Genomic DNA, 19,762 nt, shown 5'->3' on the forward strand with positions numbered 1-19,762 from the left:
AGACTCAACTGACCCAGAACACGATCCACCATCGCGAATCTCCCTGCTCCAACCTCACAACAGAATCACTGATCGGCTTCTGTGCAAAGATCTCCTTGTGGGAGAAGGTGGATCGGCGCGCAGCGCCGAGACGGTTGAGGGGTGCGTGACGGATTGCCGTCACTGCCAAGCTGGAGCACCCTCATCCGACCGAGCTTCGCTCGGCCACCTTCTCCCACAAGGGGAGAAGGCAAAGAAGGCCCTAAAGCCGCCCCAACCTCTCCACCAGCAACTCAAAAAACCCGTCATGGTCGATGTCGCGCATCACCATGGCGTTCTTCGGCCGCTTGGTGACGCCCCACCAGTCGATCACGGTCATGCCCATGGTCAGTTCCGAGGCGGTTTCGACGCTGACGTTGCAGTTGCGACCCTTGAAGAGTTCAGGCTTCAGAAGATAGGCGATGACGCAGGGATCGTGCAGCGGCCCGCCGTCGGTGCCGTATTTCTCTTCGTCGAAACGCTCGAAGAATTCCAGCATCTCCGCGGTGGCCGTGCCGACCTTGGTGCCGAGCGCGCGGAAAGTCTGCGTGCGCTTGGCGGTGGTCAGCGCCTTGTGGGTGACGTCGAGTGGCATCATCACGATCGGAATGCCGGATTTGAGCACGACATCGGCGGCATGCGGATCGACATAGATGTTGAATTCGGCGGCCGGCGTGACGTTGCCGCCTTCGAAGAAGCCGCCGCCCATCAGCACAATTTCCTTGATACGCAGTGCGATACGCGGTTCGCGGATCAGCGCCAGCGCAATGTTGGTGAGCGGCCCGAGCGGGCAAAGCGTGATCGTGCCGCTTTCTTCCGTCATCAGCGTCTCGACGATGAAATCGACTGCGTACTGATCCTGCAGCTTCATCGTCGGCTCGGGCAATTGCGGCCCGTTGAGACCTGTCTTGCCATGCACTTCCTCGGCGGTGACCAGTTCACGCATCAAGGGCCGGATGGCGCCGGCATAGACCTTGATGTCCGGGCGGCCAGCCAGCTCGCAGATCTTGCGGGCGTTCTTTTCGGTAAGCTTCAGCGGCACGTTGCCGGCAACGGCGGTGATGCCGACGATCTCCAGCTCGGAGCTGCCGAGCGCCAGCAAAATGGCGACGGCATCATCCTGTCCGGGATCCGTGTCGATGATGATCTTGCGTGATTGGGGCATTTCAATTCCTTGTTTGGCGAAGCCATGGACCTGGATGAATCTGACCGAAACATCCAAATGACGCCGAAGCGACCGCGAGCTGCCATGTCGAACCGCTCGACCTGGGAAGACGATCCCGGCCTGCGCGCTTCTCCTTGCATCTGCTCGCCGTTTCAAGCGCCATGCCGATCATTCCTGTGAGTCCACGACCTGGTCTTTTTGGGCGGGTCTATTGACGGCTTGAACTTGGTCGCGGGGCGGACCATATCAAGACCATCGGGAAAAATGCCATCTGGGTTTTTCCACTTTATGTCGCTCTTGAGAGGACAGTGTAACATGAGCCGAATGACGCCTTTTTCCAGCCCGCTTCTCCTTGGTTTCGACGCCATGGAAAAGACTCTGGAACGCCTGGCGAAATCCGGTGACAGCTACCCTCCCTACAACATCGAACGCCTCAGCGGCGCTGACGGCAAGACCGAGAGGTTGCGCATCACATTGGCCGTCGCCGGTTTCGCCGAAAGCGATCTCGATGTCACCACGGAGGAAAACCAGCTGGTCGTGCGCGGCCGTCAAAACGACGACACCGAGCGCGAATTTCTTCATCGCGGCATCGCCGCGCGCCAGTTCCAGCGCTGTTTCGTGCTGGCCGACGGCATGCGGGTGATTGCGGCGGAACTGAAGAACGGCCTTTTGTCGATCGATCTTGATCGGCCGGAGTCCGAACGGCTGGTACGGAAAATAAACATATCGGTGAAAGACTGATCTTTACCGATGGCTCTCATGCGGGATGGCCTTGAGCGGCGTCCTCGCGCCAAGGAGGCTTTGAAATGACCAGAACCGAAAATATCACCATGACCAATGGCGAATTCGCCCATCTCGGCGAGGGCTCGGTCGCTTATCTCAGAAAGGTATCGAGCGACGAATTGCTCGGCCGGTTCCCCAACCTCGGCGAAATCGCGCCCGGCATGGAACTGTGGGCGCTGTTTGCCGCCAATGGCCAGCCGATCCTGCTTTCGGATGCGCGTGACCGTGCACTGGCCGGCGCCATGGAAAACGACCTGACCACGGTCGCCATTCACTAAGAGCAATTCCAGGAAAAGCGTGAAGCGGTTTTCCCGGGAAAAGCGCATAGCGCTTTCCCTTGGGAATTGCGTGGCTCTAAGAATAATACCCTATTGAAACGAACAGGGCCGCCCGTGGCGGCCCTTGCGACGGTCTCGTCCTGAAAATTCAGGCCGCGTGCGAGGCCTGGGTGTCCGACAACAGCGCGTGAATTGCCGCGGCGTCGCGCGTGCCCCTGATCTTGGCCACCGTGTCGGCGTCGCGCAGCACCCGCGCGATGCGCGACAAGGCCTTGAGATGATCGGCGCCCGCACCTTCCGGCGCCAGCAGCAGAAACACCAGATCGACCGGCTGATCGTCCAGGGATTCGAAATCGACCGGCGTCTCCAGCCGGGCGAAAACCCCGGCGATACGCTTCACGCCGGCCAGCTTGCCATGCGGAATGGCGATGCCGTTGCCGACGCCGGTCGAGCCCAGCCGCTCACGCTGCAGGATGGTATCGAACACCTCCCGTTCCGGAATGCCGGAAATCGCCGCTGCCCGTTCGGACAGCAGTTGCAGCAGCTGCTTCTTGGAGTTCGCCTTCAACGCCGGCAGTATCGCCGGAACGTTGATAAGATCGCTCAGATCCATGCTTGAAAATCCCTTGTTCGCCTGCCGTCACCAGTCCCCACCCCTCGTGCGGCCGGCTTTTATCCCCGTGCGACCCTTGTCGTCACGTCCGTGCGACCCTTGTCGTCACGTCCGTGCGACCCTTGTCGTCACGTCCGTGCGACCCTTGTCGTCACGCCCCGTGCGACCCTCGTCGTCACGCTTGTGCGACCTTGGTCGTCGACGGGTCGATCCAGCCGATGTTTCCATCGGGCCGGCGATAGACGATGTTGAGCTGGTCGTTTCCGGCGTTGCGGAAGACGAAGACCGGGCTGTCCTTGGTGTCGAGCTCGATGACCGCCGACGCCACGGACATGGTCTTCAGCGTCATGGTCGATTCGGCGACGATGGCCGGTGCGAAATTCTCCGGAATGTCCTCATCGTCGTCCGCAAGCGGCGCCATCACCGTGTAGGCAATGTCGGTCGGTTCGCCATTTGCGGCACCCGAACTGTGCGACTTCAGCCGCCGCTTGTAGCGCCTCAGGCGGGTCTCCAGACGATCCGCCGCGGCCTCGAAGGCCAATGTCGGATCCTGGGCATCGCCGGTGGCCTGCAGCGAAGCGCCCGAATCCAGCCGGATCATGCAATCCGCCGAATAGCGCGAGCCCGATTTGATGACGGTGACGTGTCCGGCAAAGCCGCGATCGAAATATTTGCCGATCGCTTCGCCGACACGATCGTTGATGCGTGTGCGGAACGCATCGCCGATATCCATGTGTTTTCCCGATATGCGCAGATTCATCTGAAAACTGACCTTCCTTGCTCAGGCTTCAAATTGGCCCGAGTTTATACTCGTGATCCGTGCGCACAAGCTTTGCGGCGTCACTCGCGCCGATTTTAAATCCAAACTTTCCGGTTGATCACAAGCCGCCTTTTGACCGTCCCGAGGCCAACGTCGTGACGGACCATCCGCATGCAGGCATCTAGCCCGTCTCATGCGGGCGGGCTTCTAGCCACTTCACTGCGGCTTGTCAATGAAGTGCTGGCCTGTGGAAAATCGAACCCCATCAGCGCCCGGCGCTGGCCATCGCCCGTTTCTCGCGCCGGCGCTGCACCGAGGAGGGAATATTCATGCCTTCCCGGTACTTGGCGACCGTACGCCTGGCAATATCGACGCCACTCTCCCGCAACATGTCGACGATCGCATCGTCGGAAAGCACGTCGACGGGTTTTTCCTCATCGATCAATTGCTTGATGCGGTCGCGCACGGCTTCCGAGGAATGCGCATCGCCGCCGCCCGACGCCGCGATCGAGGCGGTGAAGAAGTAACGCAGTTCGAACACGCCGCGCGGCGTCAGCATGTATTTGTTGGCGGTGACCCGGCTGACCGTCGATTCGTGCATGCCGATGGCATCGGCCACCGTGCGTAGGTTGAGCGGCTTCAACTGACGCACGCCATGGACGAGGAAGGCATCCTGCTGGCGAACGATTTCCGAGGCCACTTTAAGGATCGTCTTTGCCCGCTGGTCAAGGCTGCGCGTCAGCCAGTTGGCGTTTTGCAGGCATTCGGCCAGGAAATCCTTTTCCGCCTGGTTCTTCGCCTGCGGCGAGACCTGGGCGAAATAGATATGGTCGACCAGCACGCGCGGCAGCGTTTCGGCATTGAGTTCAACCGTCCAGCTGCCGTCATTGGCGGCACGCACCTCGACATCGGCGACGATCGCGTCGCTGGCGCCGCCCGAAAACGCCATGCCCGGCCGGGGATCGAGTGCCCGGATCTCGGCCAGCATGTCGAGCAGATCCTCCTCGTCGACGCCGCAGATCCGTTTCAGCGCATGGAAATCACGCCGCGCCAGGAGTTCGAGATTGGCGATCAGCGCCTTCATCGCCGGATCGAGCCGATCCCGCATGGTAAGCTGCAGCGACAGGCATTCGGCAAGGTCGCGGGCAAACAAGCCGGCCGGCTCGAAGGCCTGGCACACCGCCAGCACCTTTCGTACCACGGCGATGTCGGTACCGAGACGGGAGGCGATCTCGGCTAGGTCGGCGCGCAAATAGCCGGTCTCGTCGAGGCCGTCGGCGAGATCGGCGGCGATCAGCCGCGCGGCCGGGTCGGCGAAGGCGAGCGCGACCTGTTCGCCGACATGGTCGCGCAGCGTGATCGCCGCGGCCGCCATGTCGCCGGCATCAAACCCCTCGGACGAGGAACCGGCGCCATTGCCGGAAGCCGATTTCCATTGCGCCGTCAGGTCTGGACCGAGCCGCTCGCTGGTGCCGGGGTCGTCGGGAAACAGGTTTTCCAGCGACGTGTCGAGCTTGTCCGAGATCGCCTCGGCGCTCCACTGCGTCTCGTTTTCGAACCAGTCGCCGTCAGTGGTGGCTTGCGGCTCCGCCTCGATCTTCTGCGACTGGTCGCTGGCGGCATCGTCCTGCGGCTCGGCGCGCTCCAGCAGCGGGTTGCGCTCTATTTCCTCGTCGATGAAATGCTCGAGTTCGCCATGAGTGAACTGCAGCAGCCGAATCGACTGCATCAGCTGCGGCGTCATCACCAGCGACTGCGATTGTCGTAGCTGTAGTCTGGCCGCCAATGCCATGGTTCGGTTTCAAACGCCTCGTCTACGCATCCGGACTTCCGGAGAACAATTTTTGCAGCCGGTCATAGAAACTGGCCCGGCTTTTGCTTGTCAAGGCAATTGCTAGCAAAACCCGCTTACCGGAGCGTTATCGCGGAGCAGAATCGAGGAAAAAGCCCCGCGAGCGCAAAAAAATCGTGTCAGGAAACAAATTTCACGCTCAGAGCAATTTCAGGAAAAGTGTGAAACGGTTTTCCCGGGAAAAGCGCATAGCGCTTTCCCTTAGTAATTGCGTCAAGTGTCAGAGCGTAAAACCCTCACCGAGGTAAAGCCGCCGCACATCGGGGTTTGCCACCACTTCGTCGGCCCGGCCATGGGTCAGCACCTGGCCGGCATGGATGATGTAGGCCCGGTCGATCAGGCCAAGCGTTTCGCGCACATTGTGGTCGGTGATGAGGACGCCGATGCCGCGCGCCGTCAGGTGGCGCACCAATTGCTGGATATCGGCGACGGCGATCGGATCGATGCCGGCGAAAGGCTCGTCGAGCAGCATGTAGGCCGGACGGGTCGCCAGTGCACGCGCGATTTCCAGGCGCCGCCGCTCGCCGCCGGAGAGCGACATGGACGGCGACTTGCGCAGATGGCTGATGTGGAATTCCTCGAGCAGCTCGTCGAGATTGCGCTCGCGCACCTTGCGGTCCTTTTCGACCACTTCCAGCACGGCACGGATATTCTGCTCGACATTGAGGCCACGGAAAATCGACGCTTCCTGCGGCAGGTAGCCGATGCCGAGGCGTGCACGACGATACATCGGCATCGAGGTGACGTCGAAGCCGTCGATCTCGATCGTGCCTTCATCCACCGGCACCAGGCCGGTGACCATGTAGAAACAGGTCGTCTTGCCGGCGCCATTGGGGCCGAGCAATCCGACGGCCTCGCCAGCACGCACGCCGATGGTGACGCCGCTGACGACCTTGCGGCCCTTGTAGCTCTTGGTCAAACCCTTGGCGATCAGGGTTCCCTTGAACTTTCCCGCATCGACGGTCACCGTGGCCGGCGCCGAAAGTTTGCCGGCGGCCCGTCCCGGAAGACGCGCCGTCAGCGACGACAGGCTGGTCATCAGGGGTTCGTCGCTCCCGATTTCGGCGGCGGCGTGATCGACATCTGGACGCGTTGCCCAGCGCATGGATCGACCTGGGCCAGCCCGGTTTTCATCTGCACGGTGAGCTTGCAGCCGACCAGGACATTGTCGTTTTGCGACAGAACGACCTTTTTGCCCGAAAGCACCAGAACCTGGCTCTTCATATCGAAGCTGCCTTGATCAGCGGTCGCGACCTGCGCATCCGACTTCACGTAAACCTTGTCGGAAATTTCCAGATGATCGATGTTGGCCGAGCCGGTCATAGCCGCCGCGCCAGCGGCTTCCGTGCCCTTGGCGCCGGCGTTGGGATCCTTGACGTAGTAGACCATCATCTTGCCGGCCTTCATCAATGTCGGCCCCTGGACGACGCTGACATTGCCGGTGAAGATGGCGACACTTTCGGCCTGGCGGACCTCCAGCTTGTCGCTTTCGATCTGTATCGGCTTGTCGCCGGACAGTTTGAGACCCGATTGGGTGGTGGACTGCGCCAATGACGGCGCCAGTCCGAGCAGCAGCAACGCCGAAGTTGCAGCCGCGAGCCGCGTCGAACTACTGAGCCGCATTGGTTTCTCCGCTATTTCCCTCTGCCGCCTTCAAGGCGGCGGAATCGATATTGACGCGCACTTTGCTTTCGAAAACCATAACCCTGCCATTGTCCCGGACCGACATCGAATCCGATGTGATCCGCGACCCGCCACGGCTGACATCGACGGGATCTCCCGTCTTCATAGTGCCTTTGCCCATGTCGAGGAAGACAGATTTGAACTTGGCTTGCATGCCGTCGGTTGTGGTAATCGTCACGTCGCTGGTCAGGTTCATCGTATTGCCGTCACGATCGTAGGTGCCGTTCGAGGCCTTGATAGCAGCGACGTTGTCGGGCGCGATCGGCACCTTGGCGTCGATGCCTTCCAGTTCGATGATGCCCTGCGTGCCGACATCCTGAATGGCGCGCAGAGCAGTCATCGAATAGGGCTGCTTCTGCTTGGTGAAACCGTTGAGCTTCGGATTGGCCATCACCAGCTTGCCGTTGGAAAAGGCCGTGCCTTCCGCCTGGACCGAGACGGAGACGGGTGCGGCGAGATAGGAATAGACCGGGAAAGCGATGGCGATCAGTGCCGCAGCCACCGGCACGGCAAATTTGAGAACGCGCACGCGGCGCGAATGACGCTGCGCGCGGTCGAACGCATCGCTGCGCGTCCGGCCGTCCGCCGGGGGAGCCAACTCCGTCTCGGCGTTGGTCGGTTCAATCGGTCGCGCTAACATTCACTGCTTTCTTCTAAACCCCTGCCCGCCCGGAGCCCCGCCTATAGGTGGGACGCCGGCGCCTTCAAGCAAGCACAAGCCCACGAAAACTGCAAAAATGTGACAGCCGCAATTGTACAGATGAAAACGAGGTCTGCACAACTTGCACGTTCTCCATAGCAGAAACAGACACGCGGCGTAAAATTTATCAACTGTCGGTCTCGCCGCGTGCCTCGCGGCGATTGCACAAATACGTGAGCAGACCAGTGCCTGGAGAGGGGCGGGAAGCCCGCCTGGCCGGCCTGGTCGATTGTCGACGCCGACGGCTATCTCGCCCCTGTGAGCGGATTGTCTCGCCATGCGCAAAAGAGAATTGCTTCCAGATGCGAGGATCATGGTCTAAAAGCGTCTCTCCCCGCCGACTGAAAGGCTGACCATGGCACTGAGAGCCGACGACCTGATCGACCGCCGCCGGTTGCGACGCAAGCTGACATTCTGGCGCGTTGCCGCCATCGGCATCGTAGCCCTTGGGGTGATTGCCCTTTCAGCCTGGTTCTATGGCGACGATTTCGGCGGCTCGGCGGTCGACCATATCGCCAAAGTCAAGATCGAAGGCACGATCACCGAGGACGAGGAGCTGATCAAGCGGCTGGAAACCATCCGCATGTCGCCGAGGGTAAAGGGCGTGATCCTGTCGATCGATTCGCCCGGCGGCACCACGGTCGGCGGTGAATCGATCTATGACGAGGTGCGCAAGCTGGCTGCCGACAAGCCTGTCGTGGCGGAAGTCGGCACGCTCGCCGCATCGGCGGGCTATATGATCGCCAGCGCCGCCGATCATATCGTTGCCCGCAAGACTTCGATTGTCGGCTCGATCGGCGTGCTGATCCAGTATCCCGACGTCAGCGGCCTGATGGACAAGCTCGGCGTCAAGCTGGAGGAAGTGAAATCCTCGCCGCTGAAAGCCGCGCCCTCTCCCTTCAAGCCGACCAATGACGACGAGCGCGCCATGGTCCGCAAGCTCATCCTCGACAGCTACGACTGGTTCGTCGGCATCGTTGCCGAGCGCCGCAAGATGACCCGCGAACAAGCGCTGGCGCTTGCCGACGGCTCGATCTTCTCCGGTCGCCAGGGTGTCGCCAACGGACTGATCGACGCTGTCGGCGGCGAAACCGAAGCGGTCCACTGGCTGACGACCAAGGGCGTCGATGCCAAACTCGAGGTCGTCGAATGGAAGGACACCGAACGGCGCGGCGGCTTCTTGTTCTCAAAAGCCATGGCGCAAACGATCGGCAGCGCGCTCGGCCTGCCTGCTTACACCGGCGACGTCATCCATGAACTCGGCGCCGACCGCTTGTTTCTTGACGGTCTCGTTTCCGTCTGGCACCCTTGAGATGCGTTTGGGGCAAGTGAAAAAAGCAAATAAAATCATCCTCATAATTTTGACCGCACTGCTTTCACGGGGATCCGTCTCATGATCAAGTCCGAACTTGTGCAGATTATTGCCACGCGCAATCCGCATCTTTTCCTGCGCGACGTCGAAAACATCGTCGGCGCGATCTTCGATGAAATCACCGACGCCCTTGCCGAAGGCAATCGGGTCGAACTGCGCGGCTTCGGCGCTTTTTCGGTGAAAAACCGTCCCGCCCGCACCGGCCGCAACCCGCGCACCGGCGAATCCGTCGAGGTCGAAGAGAAATGGGTGCCGTTCTTCAAGACCGGCAAGGAACTGCGTGAAAGGCTGAACGGCGGCAAGTAGGCGCGGGCGTCAGCGCCAGACGGCCTCTCTGAGAGGCCAGCTTCCGACGGAAAACATCATGTTCAATCGCTTCATGCTCATCGTGATCTTCGTGCCCCTGGCGATCATCCTGATCGCACTCGCCGTTGCCAATCGCGAACTGGTCGCCTTCACACTGGATCCGTTCAACCCCGGCAATCCGAAGCTGACGCTGACTTTGCCGCTGTTCATCTTCCTGTTCCTGGCGCTCGCTATCGGCATGATCGTCGGCAGCCTGGCAACCTGGGTCAAGCAGGGCCGGTACCGCAAGCTGGCGCGCCAGCGCGGCGTCGAGGCCGAGAACCTGCGCCAGGCGGTCAGCCGCGCGCCGACGGCACCGCAGAGCCCCGTCCAAGGATCGGCCCAAGGGTCGGCCCAAGGGTCGGCCCAAGGGGTGGCCCAAGGGTCAGCATTGCCGAAGCCGACCACTTGAACCGCCCGTCGGCGGTTTTGTCCCCACGGAGTTTTTCATGATGACCATTTCGGCCGCTGAGGTCGACCAGGCGCTGACCTTTCCCGGATTGGTCGAGACGCTGCGCACGGCGTTTCACGATGGTGCGGTGCAGCCGGTCAGGCACCATCATACGATCGAGCGGCCCGATGGTGCGGCCTCCACCCTGCTTTTGATGCCGGCCTGGACCGACCTCAACGCGGCCGGCACGTCGGCCGGTGGTCATGTCGGCGTCAAGATCGTTACCGTTTCGCCCGACAACAACGCCATCGGCAAGCCTGCGGTGATGGGGCTCTATCTCCTGCTCAATGGCGCCACCGGTGAACCCGAAGCCTTGATCGACGGCCAGCGGCTGACACAGTGGCGCACCGCCTGCGCTTCGGCGCTCGCGGCCTCCTATCTCGCCCGCGACGATGCCTCGCGGCTGCTCGTGGTCGGCGCCGGCGCGCTGTCGCCATTCCTCGCCAGGGCGCATAGCGCCGTACGGCCGATCAAGTCCATCCGCATCTGGAACCGCACCCCGGCCAATGCCGAGAAAGTCGCGGCCGATCTGCGTGCCGAAGGCTTCGCGGCCAGCGCCGCGAGTGACCTCGATGCCGAGCTTGGGCAGGCCGACATCGTCTCCTCGGCAACGATCACGACAACCCCGCTGATCAAGGGCACCTTGTTGCGGCCGGGAACCCATGTCGACTTGGTCGGCGGCTTTACCCCGACGATGCGCGAAAGCGATGACGACGCGATCAGGCTCGCCCGCGTCTATGTCGACACCCGCGCCGGCGCCACCAAGGAAGCCGGCGACATCGTCCAGCCGCTGGCCTCCGGCGTGCTGAGGCCGGAATCCATCGTCGCCGATCTGCACGAACTGGCGCGTGGCCAGAAGAAAGGCCGCGAGAGCGCCGGCGAGATCACTCTGTTCAAGTCGGTTGGCGCGGCGCTCGAGGACCTTGCCGCCGGCATTGCGGTCTATAACGCGCTCAAATCCTGATCTGCCGGTACAGCCATTTTGGCGTCCATCGCTTCGGCGATCAGCGAAAAATCGTGCGCGCTGATCGGGAAGAGGCCAAAGCGAAGCTGATAGCCCCAGTTCGACTTGCCGACGGTGAAGTCGAGCCTGTCGAGCAGCGGCTTGATCGACGTTTCCTCGGCCTTCGCCCACTCGACGTCGCGACGGAACGGCGTGAAACCGCCGCCCATGTCACCCTGATAAGGTTCGCCTTCCCGCACGGTGCCTATTGCGGTGAAAGCCTGCAAGCCGTCCTTTTCGCCCAGATTGGTGGTCGGCGAATAATAGACGATGCCATCGCTGGGCCTGACGCGACGCAGCGGTGCCGCCTTGCCGTGGTTGACCTGCATGAAGCCGGCGGCGCGGCCGCGCCGGACATGTTCGGCGGAGGCCACTGCGATCCAGTACGCGCTCATTTCTGATCCCCATTGGCCTGTTCGCCATCGGACAGCCAGTAGACGCGCAGGCGATGATTGTCGGGATCGAGCGCAACGAAGGTGCGGCCGAAATCCATGTCGGTCGGCGTCTGCAGGATCTTCAGCCCGCGCCCGGACCAGTCGGCATGGGTGGCATCGACCGCATCGGGCGTATCCAGCGCAAAGACTATCTCGGCGCCACCGCCTGCCGCGGCCGCAGCCGGCTCGACCGTATGGCGCGACCAGAGGCCGAGCTTGAAACCAGCATCCAGCACGAACAGCACGAAGGTCGGCGAACTTTCGACCGGCTCACGACCCAGCAGCGCACTGTAGAAGGCGCCGCTCTTCTGCGGTTGGTCGACATAGAGGATGACGAAATTCGGGGTGGTCATGTCTGCTCTCCAAGGTTCAGCGTTTCGACTTGGCGAACATAGGATGCGCTACTGTCAGTTTCTGGCAGTAGCAGTCACGAACCACGCGGCTTGTCGAACGTCGCCCGCCATTCCTTCAGCAGCGCCTGGCGTCGGCGGGGACAGCGCGCATCGGTGGCCTTGAGCTCGGCGATGCGATCGGCGCGAAAATGCCGGAAATCCTGCCGCATCTCGCACCATGCCACCACCACCCGCACCTTGTCGAAGAAGCCGAGCGCGAACGGCCAGACCACCCGCTCGGACGTGGCGCCGCCCGCATCGCGGTAGAGGAAGCCGAGCTTGCGCTCGTTGCGGATAGCCTGCCGCACGATACCGAGATCAATGCCCTCGACGGCCGCGGCGGGAGGGCCGACCAGCAGTGTGCTCGCGTCGAGATCCTCGCGCAGATCGTCCGGCAGCACCGCGGCGATCTTGGCCAGCGCATTGGCGGCGGCGGCCGAGAGACGCTGGTCCGGCTGCTTGGCCACCCAGCGCGAGCCGAGCACGATGGCTTCGATCTCCTCATCGCTGAACATCAGCGGCGGCAGCATGAAGCCGGGTTTGAGTACGTAGCCCAGCCCCGCCTCACCCTCGATCGGCGCGCCCTGGCCCTGCAGCGTCGCGATGTCACGGTAGAGTGTGCGGATCGAAATCCGGAGTTCATCGGCCAGAGCCCGCCCGCTCACCGGCCGGCGGTGCCGACGCAGCGTCTGGATCAGGTCGAGCAGGCGTTCGGAGCGGGACATCCAGCAGATTTGCCTGTTTCTTTGACATTGGTCCATCGCCGGCCGACATAAACCGGAAAGGCCGGCGTGTCGGACTTGGTTGCGAAGCCGGTTGCCCTATGTCAAAAGCGGCCACGCCGCTCGGAGTTGCCCCCGCTTGAAGTCTTTTCGCGACAAACGCCGCGACAACCGTCCGCATCCATCCGCCAAGGGTGCGGCGGATGCGTCACGTCCGCGTACCGGCCAGGTTCCTGCCAGACCGGACGCGCCACCGCGCGAGCGGCAAGAGGCGAAGCCGGACAATCGTCCAGAGCCTAAATCGGCGCCGCGCATCCTTGCCCGCCGCGAAGGCGCCCTGCCCACAGAACATCTTCCCGTGATCCTCGAAGTCGCTCCCAATGCCGATTATGCGCTGCTCGACAGCGGCGCCGGCCAGAAACTCGAACAATACGGCCCCTACCGGATCGTGCGGCCCGAGGGCCAGGCGATCTGGCAAAAGGCCTTGCCGGCAAAAGACTGGGAGCGCGCCGACGCCGTCTTCACCGGTGACACCGACGAAGAAGGCATCGGCCGCTGGCGTTTCCCCAAGACGCCGCTCGGTGAGACCTGGCCGATGAAGCATGACGGCATCGACTACCTCGGCCGTTTCACCTCGTTTCGCCATGTCGGCGTCTTTCCCGAGCAGGCCTCCCACTGGGACCACATGGCCGGGCTGATCGCCGCGGCAAAGCGGCCGGTCAAGGTGCTGAACCTGTTTGGCTATACCGGCCTCGCCTCGCTGGTGGCGGCCCGCGCCGGCGCCGAGGTCACCCACGTCGATGCCTCGAAGAAGGCGATCGGGTGGGCCCGCGAGAATCAGGAGATGGCCGGCCTTGGCGGCAAGCCGATCCGCTGGATCGTCGACGATGCGGTGAAATTCGCCGAGCGCGAGGAGCGCCGTGGCAGCCGCTATGACATCATCCTGTTCGATCCGCCGGCCTATGGCCGTGGCCCCAAGGGCGAGGTCTGGCAATTGTTCGAGGACCTGCCTGATCTGACCGACCTTTGCCGTGCGATCCTGACCCCGAAGCCGCTTGCCGTGGTGCTGACCGCCTATTCGATCCGCGCCTCCTTCTTCGCCATCCATGCCTTGATGCGCGATGCCTTTGCCGGCATGGGCGGCAAGGTCGAATCGGGTGAACTGATCATCCGCGAAAAGTCCGCTGGCCGGGCGCTTTCGACCTCGTTGTTTTCGCGTTGGGTGGCCTAAAATGAACGAGCGGCATGCAGGCGCACCCGGGCAGGTGAAGGAAGTCACCAGCCTCGCCAATCCGCTGGTCAAGGACATCAAGGCGCTCGCGCAGAAGAAATTCCGCGACCAGCAGAACGCCTTCATGGCCGAGGGACTGAAGCTGGTCATCGATGCGCTCGATCTCGGCTGGCAGATCAGGACATTGGTTTTCGCCAAGGCCGGGCGTGGCAACGCGGCGGTGGAGAAGGTCGCCGCACGCACGGTTGCCGCCGGCGGCATGGTGCTCGAAGTGTCGGAAAAGGTGTTGGTCGCCATCACCCGCCGCGACAATCCGCAAATGGTAGTCGGCGTCTTTTCGCAAAAATTCCTGGCCCTGAAGGATGTCCGCGCCGACAATGGCGACGTCTGGGTGGCGCTCGACCGTGTGCGCGATCCCGGCAATCTCGGCACCGTCATCCGCACCATCGATGCCGTTGGCGCCAAGGGCGTCATCCTGGTCGGCGACACCACCGATCCTTTTTCCGTGGAGACGGTGCGCGCCACCATGGGTTCGATCTTTGCCGTGCCGGTGGCCAAAGCGACGACCGAGGCTTTCCTCGCCTGGCGAGGCGGCTTTTCGGGCCTTGTCGCCGGCACCCACCTGAAAGGCGCCGTCGACTACCGCTCGGTCGATTTTTCCCGCGGGCCGGTGCTGCTGATGATGGGCAACGAGCAGCAGGGGTTACCCGAAAGCCTGGCTGCGAGTTGCGACAGGCTGCTCAGGATTCCGCAAGCCGGCCGCGCCGATTCGCTCAATCTGGCCGTTGCCACCGGCATCATGCTGTTCGAGATCCGGCGCGGCGCGCTGAAGCTCGAACCAATCGTGGACCAGCAATGAAGGTTGCCCACCCGTGAGATCATGGTCTCCCTACGCGCTGCTCGTTGTAACAGCCATAGCGCTCGACCAGTGGATAAAACACCTGGTCGAGACCGGTCTCGCCTTTCAGGAAAAGCTCGACCTGGTGCCCTTCCTGGCGCTGTTTCGCACCTACAACACCGGCATCGCCTTCTCGATGTTCTCGTCTTTCGGCGACACCGGGCTGATCGTCATCTCGCTTGCGGTCGTTGCCTTCGTGCTGTTCCTGGCGACGCGGATCGCGCCGTCCCAGATCCTCGCCCGCACCGGCTTTGCACTGATCGTCGGCGGCGCCCTCGGCAATCTGATCGACCGCGCCGTCTACGGCCACGTCATCGATTACATCCTGTTCCACACGCCGGTCTGGTCCTTCGCCGTCTTCAATCTTGCCGACGCCTTCATCTCCGTGGGCGCGGTACTGGTTGTCTTCGACGAACTGTTCGGCTGGGGACGCGAGCCCAAGCCTTCAAACGATTGACCCCGTGCGGCCAGCGCCGCACAGTTCATGTCGCCAAACAGATCGCGGAGAAAGAGATGTCCGAAACCTTCAAAGCCATCCTCGTTTCGCGCGACGCCGAGAAAAAGCAGTCGGTAGCCGTGACTGATCTCACCGAAGCCGACCTGATGGAAGGCGATGTCACCATTGCGGTCGAGGCGACGACAGTGAACTACAAGGATGGCCTGGCGATCACGGGCAAGGCGCCGGTGATCCGCCGCTGGCCGCTGGTGCCGGGCATCGATTTCGCCGGCACCGTCATCTCGTCTTCCCATCCCGACTGGAGCGTCGGCGACAAGGCCATCCTGAACGGCTGGGGCGTCGGTGAAACCCATTTCGGTGCCTATGCCGGCCGCGCCCGTGTCAAAGGCGACTGGCTGGTACCGCTGCCGCACGGCATCAGCCCGCATGACGCGATGGCCGTCGGCACCGCGGGCTACACCGCCATGCTCTGCGTCATGGCGCTGGAGCGGCACGGCATCCTGCCCGATCGCGGCCCGGTGGTGGTGACGGGGGCGGCCGGCGGCGTCGGCTCGGTCGCGGTCTCGATCCTGTCCAGCCTCGGTTACCATGTCATTGCTTCCACCGGCCGCAATGCCGAAAGCCCCTACCTGATCAACCTTGGCGCCGCCGAAGTAATATCGCGCGACGAGCTTGCCCAGCCGGCCAAGCCGCTGGCCAAGGAGCGCTGGGCCGGTGGCATCGACGCCGTCGGCAGCCACACGCTGGCCAATGTGCTCTCGATGACATCCTATGGCGGTGCGGTCGCCGCCTGCGGGCTGGCCGGCGGCATGGACCTGCCGACCAGCGTCGCCCCCTTCATCCTGCGCGGTGTCTCGTTGCTCGGCATCGACTCGGTGATGGCGCCGAAGGCAGTCCGCCTCGAGGCATGGCGGCGCATCGGCACCGACCTCGATCTGCAGAAGCTTGCCAGCCTGTCCAGGACCATCGGGTTCGACGGCATCATCGACGCCGCGCGCGATATCGTCGACGGCAAGATCCGCGGCCGCGTCGTCGTGGACATGTGAACCCGCTCGACCGCCGGAAAAGACGGACGGAATTGCCGCACCTGATGGCAAATCCGCCGCAGCTGCGGCAAAAAGCGCCCATCCGCTAAAATTCGAACGATCCGCCGCAATTTTCCATAATCTCTGTCTGGCAAGGATTTCGCATGATCGCGGAATCCGGCAGCCAAGGGGCGGACACTGACGACGACGTCGGTGCGGCGCCAACGTCGACACGGCGCTTTGTCGCCGCGCCGCCGCTGGTGCCTGAGCCGGAGCCCGCCAGACGCGAAGGCCTTCCGTTCCTCGCCTTCGTCGCCATCATCGTGCTGGCAGGCCTGGCGCATCTGACCGGGGCGCCGGTCTTCATCAGCATCGCATTGCTGGCCACCGGCCTTGCCGGCCTTGCCATAGATCTGCGCGTCATGCGGAGCGAACACCGCACCGCTGCCCTTCTCGACGTGACCACCGCCCGCAGCCGCGCCGAGATCGAGACACTGGCCGATCGCATGTGGGAAATGCAGGAGAGCGAGGAACGCTTTCGCGGCCTGATCGACGCGCTTGGCGACCTCGTCATTCATCGCGACCGCGACGGCTACATCGTCTATGCCAACAAGGTCTTCGCCGATCTCGTCGAAACCGATCAACGCGACCTTGCCGGCAAAACCCTGGCGGAACTCGGCATCGATGTCGGTGTCGTTCCCGATGCCGCCTTTTCCGACCACGAGTGCCTGAGTTCCACCGATGTCGCCATCCGCACGCCGAGCGGGCCGCGCTGGTTTTCGTGGATCGAACTGTCGGTACGCGAAAAGGACAGCGGCGCCGTTTCGCATCGCGCCATCGCCCGCGACATCACCGCCCGCAAACGCGCCGAATCCTCGCTGATCACCGCACGCGAACGGGCCGAATATGCCAGCCAGGCCAAATCGCGCTTCCTCGCCACCGTCAGTCATGAAATTCGCACGCCGATGAACGGCATCATGGGCATGGCCAGGCTACTGGCCGACACCAGCCTGTCGCCGGAACAGCATACCTATGTCGGCGCCGTCTCGACCTCGGCCAGCGCATTGCTTGCCCTGATCGAGGATCTGCTCGACTACTCCAAGATCGAAGCCGGGCGCTTCGACCCGGAGCCGCAGCCGATGTCGGTGCGCGAGATCGCCGACAACATCATCGAATTGCTGGCCGCGCGCGCCTTCGCCAAGGATATTGGGTTGGGCTGTCATGTCGAACCCGACGTGCCGCAGCTGATCACCGCCGATCCGGGCAAGGTCAGGCAGGTGCTGCTCAACCTTATCGGCAACGCCATCAAGTTCACCGACAGCGGCGGCGTGTTGGTGAGCGTTGCGCGGGCGCGCACCGAAACTACCGACCGCATATGCTTCACCATCGCCGATACCGGTCCGGGCCTGCATGATGAGGATCTGGACCGAATTTTCGAGGAGTTCGAGCAAGCCGACGGCACATCGACGCGTACGCATGGCGGGGCCGGCCTCGGCCTTGCCATCTCCAAGCGCCTGGTGGCCGCCATGGGTGGCACGATCTCGGTATCCAGCCGGCTCGGCCAGGGATCCGAGTTCGTCTTCGAGATCCCGGCGACGGCGGCCACCGAAGCGCCGCAAGGCCGGCAGAACGCACTCTCGGGCAGGCGCGCGGTGATCCTGTCGAAAAACGCCGTCGAGGCCGACGCCATCGCCCGCACCATCCGCGCCAATGGCGGCGTAGTCGACGTCGCCACCACCGCCGCGCAGGCCGCGCCCTTCGCCGCCGGCTGCGATGCGCTTCTGGTCGATGCTGCCATGGAAGAAAGCGACGGAAAGCTGCTCAAGCGCTTGCGCCAGAGCGGTTTTTCCGACTGCGAGGCCATCACGCTGATCGCGCCGACCGACCGCGGCATGCTTGGCGAGTTCCGCGCCAGCGGCTACGCAACCTTCCTGGCCAGGCCGGTGCGCGGCGGAACGCTTCTGCGTGTGCTGTTGAGTAGCCATGCCCCCAGCCTCGCCCAGCCGCAGCCGGAAAAGCGTGGCGCACCGACGCCTCGCGCCATCGGCAACCGCCAGCGGGGCCTGTCGGTGCTGATCGCAGAGGACAATGACATCAATGCCATGCTGGCCCGTGCCACGCTGCTGAAAGCCGGACATCGCGTCGAGGTGGTCGGCAACGGCAAGGCCGCCGTCGAGGCTGTCACGGGTGCCGGGCACAAGCATCGCTTCGACGTGGTTCTGATGGATCTGCACATGCCGGTCATGGACGGACTGGACGCGATTGCCGCCATCCGCCGCCATGAGGAAGAAACCGCCGTCCCGCCGGTGCCTATCATGGTGCTGTCGGCTGACAGCCAGGAAAAGACCCGCCATTCGGTGTTGGCCCATGGTGCCAGCGGCTTTGTCACCAAGCCGCTCGACCCTGAGGCGCTGGTCAATGCCGTCGAGGGACAGGTCGTCGCGGCCTGAGCTTTCCACCGCCCATTCCACGCCGCGCGCTCACGTAACGTAGCCGGTTGATCGGATTCGCCAGCCGACGAAGTATTGCCCGCGACCTCGTATCACGGTACTGTCACAATCCTGTTGCACCTACACCGTATCCCCGTGCCAAGAGGGATGGCTCGAAGGAGAATCACTCGTGCATACAGTTATGCCGGAATGTGACACTCGGCCGAACGCCAGCAGCGCCTTGCTTGCCGGACGTAACGTCGATTCCGTCATAAAGGGCGCGGCACTGGGCCGTATAGGCAATCTCGAAGTGCGGCTCGCCCGCAACGAGGCCGAGATCGCGGCCGCGCAGGAAGTGCGCTACCGGGTGTTCTACGACGAACTTGGCGCCAGGAAGGACCTGTTCCAGGCCCATGACCGCCGTGACGCCGACCGCTTCGATCCGCTCTGCGACCATCTGCTGGTTTTGGATACCACGCTTTCCGGCCCCGAACATCGCCGCATCGTCGGCACCTATCGGCTGCTGCGGCAAGAAATCGCGGCCACAGCCGGAGGGTTCTATTCGGAAGGTGAATTCGAGCTGACCAAGCTCATCGCCCGTCACCCCGGCCAGCGTTTTCTCGAGCTCGGCCGCTCCTGCGTTTTGCCGGAATACCGCTCGAAGCGCACCATCGAGGCGCTGTGGCAAGGTATCTGGGCTTACATCAACCATTACGAAATCGGTGTGATGACCGGTTGCGCTTCCTTCCCCGGGACCGTGCCGGCGGCACATGCCGAGGCGCTCACCTACCTCGCCCACCACTGCCGGACGAATTCGGCCTGGGACGTGCGCGCCGTGTCCGGGCGTTACTGCTCGATGGATCTGATGCCGATCGAGGCCGTCAATGCCAAGGCGGCGATCGCGGCGATGCCGCCCTTGGTCAAGGGCTATCTACGCGTTGGCGCCCGCATCGGCGATGGCTGCGTCATCGACCGCGAATTCTCGACGGTCGACGTCTTCGTCGTAATGCCAGTCAAGGAAATCGGCGCCCGCTACGTCAACTATTATGGCGGGGAAGCCCAGCGCTTCGCGGCGTGATAGCGAATAGCGAATAGCGAATAGCGAATAGCGAATAGCGAATAGCGAGAACTACGCCGCAATCCTGCGGGCT

Annotated in this window: 22 protein-coding genes; 12 read left to right on the forward strand and 10 right to left on the reverse strand. The window is 62.9% G+C overall.

What is annotated here, in order from left to right; genetic code table 11:
* Window positions 1-241: 241 nt before the first annotated feature.
* Window positions 242-1,183, reverse strand: a complete 942-nt coding sequence (locus NKI38_RS13600) for a nucleoside hydrolase (RefSeq protein ID WP_352658348.1) — start codon at window positions 1,181-1,183, stop codon at window positions 242-244.
* 315 nt (window positions 1,184-1,498) lie between these two features.
* Between NKI38_RS13600 and NKI38_RS13605 the strand changes: the two genes are divergently transcribed.
* Both NKI38_RS13605 and NKI38_RS13610 read left to right on the forward strand, forming a co-directional pair.
* Complete coding sequence (locus NKI38_RS13605; protein WP_006339191.1) at window positions 1,499-1,924, forward strand: Hsp20 family protein; 426 nt, start codon at window positions 1,499-1,501, stop codon at window positions 1,922-1,924.
* A 65-nt stretch (window positions 1,925-1,989) separates the two neighbouring features.
* On the forward strand, window positions 1,990-2,244 hold the full coding sequence (locus NKI38_RS13610) for a BQ00720 family protein (RefSeq protein ID WP_023760740.1): 255 nt from the start codon (window positions 1,990-1,992) through the stop codon (window positions 2,242-2,244).
* Between the two features lie 148 nt (window positions 2,245-2,392).
* Here the strand turns inward: NKI38_RS13610 and ptsN are convergent, their stop codons facing one another.
* From ptsN to lptC, 6 genes are all read right to left on the reverse strand, one after another.
* Window positions 2,393-2,857, reverse strand: coding sequence for a PTS IIA-like nitrogen regulatory protein PtsN (gene ptsN / locus NKI38_RS13615; protein WP_013529589.1), 465 nt, complete (start codon window positions 2,855-2,857; stop codon window positions 2,393-2,395).
* Window positions 2,858-3,032: 175 nt separating this feature from the next.
* Window positions 3,033-3,617 (reverse strand): ribosome hibernation-promoting factor, HPF/YfiA family, encoded by a 585-nt coding sequence (gene hpf / locus NKI38_RS13620; RefSeq protein ID WP_352633161.1) that lies wholly within the window; start codon window positions 3,615-3,617, stop codon window positions 3,033-3,035.
* A gap of 265 nt (window positions 3,618-3,882) precedes the next feature.
* A complete protein-coding gene (gene rpoN, locus NKI38_RS13625; RefSeq protein ID WP_352658350.1) occupies window positions 3,883-5,409 on the reverse strand; it encodes an RNA polymerase factor sigma-54 in 1,527 nt (508 codons plus the stop codon).
* Window positions 5,410-5,689: 280 nt separating this feature from the next.
* Window positions 5,690-6,508, reverse strand: coding sequence for an LPS export ABC transporter ATP-binding protein (gene lptB, locus NKI38_RS13630; RefSeq protein WP_352633163.1), 819 nt, complete (start codon window positions 6,506-6,508; stop codon window positions 5,690-5,692).
* Window positions 6,508-7,092: an LptA/OstA family protein gene (locus NKI38_RS13635; RefSeq protein ID WP_352658352.1), complete on the reverse strand. Its 585-nt coding sequence runs from the start codon at window positions 7,090-7,092 to the stop codon at window positions 6,508-6,510. The genes lptB and NKI38_RS13635 overlap by 1 nt, the downstream gene beginning before the upstream one ends.
* Window positions 7,079-7,792, reverse strand: coding sequence for an LPS export ABC transporter periplasmic protein LptC (gene lptC / locus NKI38_RS13640; protein WP_352658354.1), 714 nt, complete (start codon window positions 7,790-7,792; stop codon window positions 7,079-7,081). The genes NKI38_RS13635 and lptC overlap by 14 nt, the downstream gene beginning before the upstream one ends.
* 415 nt (window positions 7,793-8,207) lie before the next feature.
* Between lptC and sppA the strand changes: the two genes are divergently transcribed.
* The 4 genes from sppA (at window position 8,208) to lhpI (ending at window position 10,984) form a co-directional block, all read left to right on the forward strand.
* Entirely contained in the window at window positions 8,208-9,164 is a 957-nt protein-coding gene (sppA, locus tag NKI38_RS13645; RefSeq protein WP_352658356.1) for a signal peptide peptidase SppA, read from the forward strand.
* Window positions 9,165-9,245: 81 nt separating this feature from the next.
* Window positions 9,246-9,530, forward strand: a complete 285-nt coding sequence (locus NKI38_RS13650) for an integration host factor subunit beta (protein ID WP_006200394.1) — start codon at window positions 9,246-9,248, stop codon at window positions 9,528-9,530.
* A 58-nt stretch (window positions 9,531-9,588) separates the two neighbouring features.
* Entirely contained in the window at window positions 9,589-9,981 is a 393-nt protein-coding gene (locus NKI38_RS13655) for a DUF1049 domain-containing protein (RefSeq protein ID WP_352658358.1), read from the forward strand.
* Between the two features lie 37 nt (window positions 9,982-10,018).
* Window positions 10,019-10,984, forward strand: a complete 966-nt coding sequence (gene lhpI, locus NKI38_RS13660; protein ID WP_352658360.1) for a bifunctional Delta(1)-pyrroline-2-carboxylate/Delta(1)-piperideine-2-carboxylate reductase — start codon at window positions 10,019-10,021, stop codon at window positions 10,982-10,984.
* On the opposite strand, the gene NKI38_RS13665 is transcribed toward lhpI, so the two are convergent.
* The 3 genes from NKI38_RS13665 to NKI38_RS13675 all read right to left on the reverse strand — a co-directional run bounded on the left by NKI38_RS13665 (window position 10,963) and on the right by NKI38_RS13675 (window position 12,574).
* Window positions 10,963-11,418 (reverse strand): EVE domain-containing protein, encoded by a 456-nt coding sequence (locus NKI38_RS13665; RefSeq protein ID WP_352658362.1) that lies wholly within the window; start codon window positions 11,416-11,418, stop codon window positions 10,963-10,965. The genes lhpI and NKI38_RS13665 overlap by 22 nt on opposite strands.
* Window positions 11,415-11,810: a VOC family protein gene (locus tag NKI38_RS13670; protein ID WP_352658364.1), complete on the reverse strand. Its 396-nt coding sequence runs from the start codon at window positions 11,808-11,810 to the stop codon at window positions 11,415-11,417. Before NKI38_RS13670 ends, NKI38_RS13665 begins: the two co-directional genes overlap by 4 nt.
* 74 nt (window positions 11,811-11,884) lie before the next feature.
* Window positions 11,885-12,574 (reverse strand): helix-turn-helix transcriptional regulator, encoded by a 690-nt coding sequence (locus NKI38_RS13675; protein WP_352658365.1) that lies wholly within the window; start codon window positions 12,572-12,574, stop codon window positions 11,885-11,887.
* Window positions 12,575-12,710: 136 nt separating this feature from the next.
* On the opposite strand from NKI38_RS13675, the gene NKI38_RS13680 reads away from it, so the two are divergent.
* The 6 genes from NKI38_RS13680 to olsB all read left to right on the forward strand — a co-directional run bounded on the left by NKI38_RS13680 (window position 12,711) and on the right by olsB (window position 19,689).
* A complete protein-coding gene (locus NKI38_RS13680) occupies window positions 12,711-13,802 on the forward strand; it encodes an RsmD family RNA methyltransferase (RefSeq protein WP_352658366.1) in 1,092 nt (363 codons plus the stop codon).
* Between the two features lies 1 nt (window position 13,803).
* On the forward strand, window positions 13,804-14,661 hold the full coding sequence (locus NKI38_RS13685; protein WP_109658836.1) for a TrmH family RNA methyltransferase: 858 nt from the start codon (window positions 13,804-13,806) through the stop codon (window positions 14,659-14,661).
* Window positions 14,662-14,674: 13 nt separating this feature from the next.
* Window positions 14,675-15,157: a signal peptidase II gene (gene lspA, locus NKI38_RS13690; RefSeq protein ID WP_352658368.1), complete on the forward strand. Its 483-nt coding sequence runs from the start codon at window positions 14,675-14,677 to the stop codon at window positions 15,155-15,157.
* Between the two features lie 56 nt (window positions 15,158-15,213).
* The gene (gene acuI / locus NKI38_RS13695; RefSeq protein WP_352658370.1) at window positions 15,214-16,203 is read left to right on the forward strand and encodes an acrylyl-CoA reductase (NADPH); all 990 of its coding nucleotides are present in this window, start codon (window positions 15,214-15,216) and stop codon (window positions 16,201-16,203) included.
* A gap of 143 nt (window positions 16,204-16,346) precedes the next feature.
* Entirely contained in the window at window positions 16,347-18,632 is a 2,286-nt protein-coding gene (locus NKI38_RS13700) for a response regulator (RefSeq protein ID WP_352658372.1), read from the forward strand.
* A gap of 181 nt (window positions 18,633-18,813) precedes the next feature.
* Window positions 18,814-19,689, forward strand: coding sequence for a l-ornithine N(alpha)-acyltransferase (olsB, locus tag NKI38_RS13705; protein ID WP_352658508.1), 876 nt, complete (start codon window positions 18,814-18,816; stop codon window positions 19,687-19,689).
* Window positions 19,690-19,762: the final 73 nt, after the last annotated feature.

It is taken from the genome of Mesorhizobium sp. M0621 (genome assembly GCF_040320745.1).
GTDB lineage: Bacteria > Pseudomonadota > Alphaproteobacteria > Rhizobiales > Rhizobiaceae > Mesorhizobium.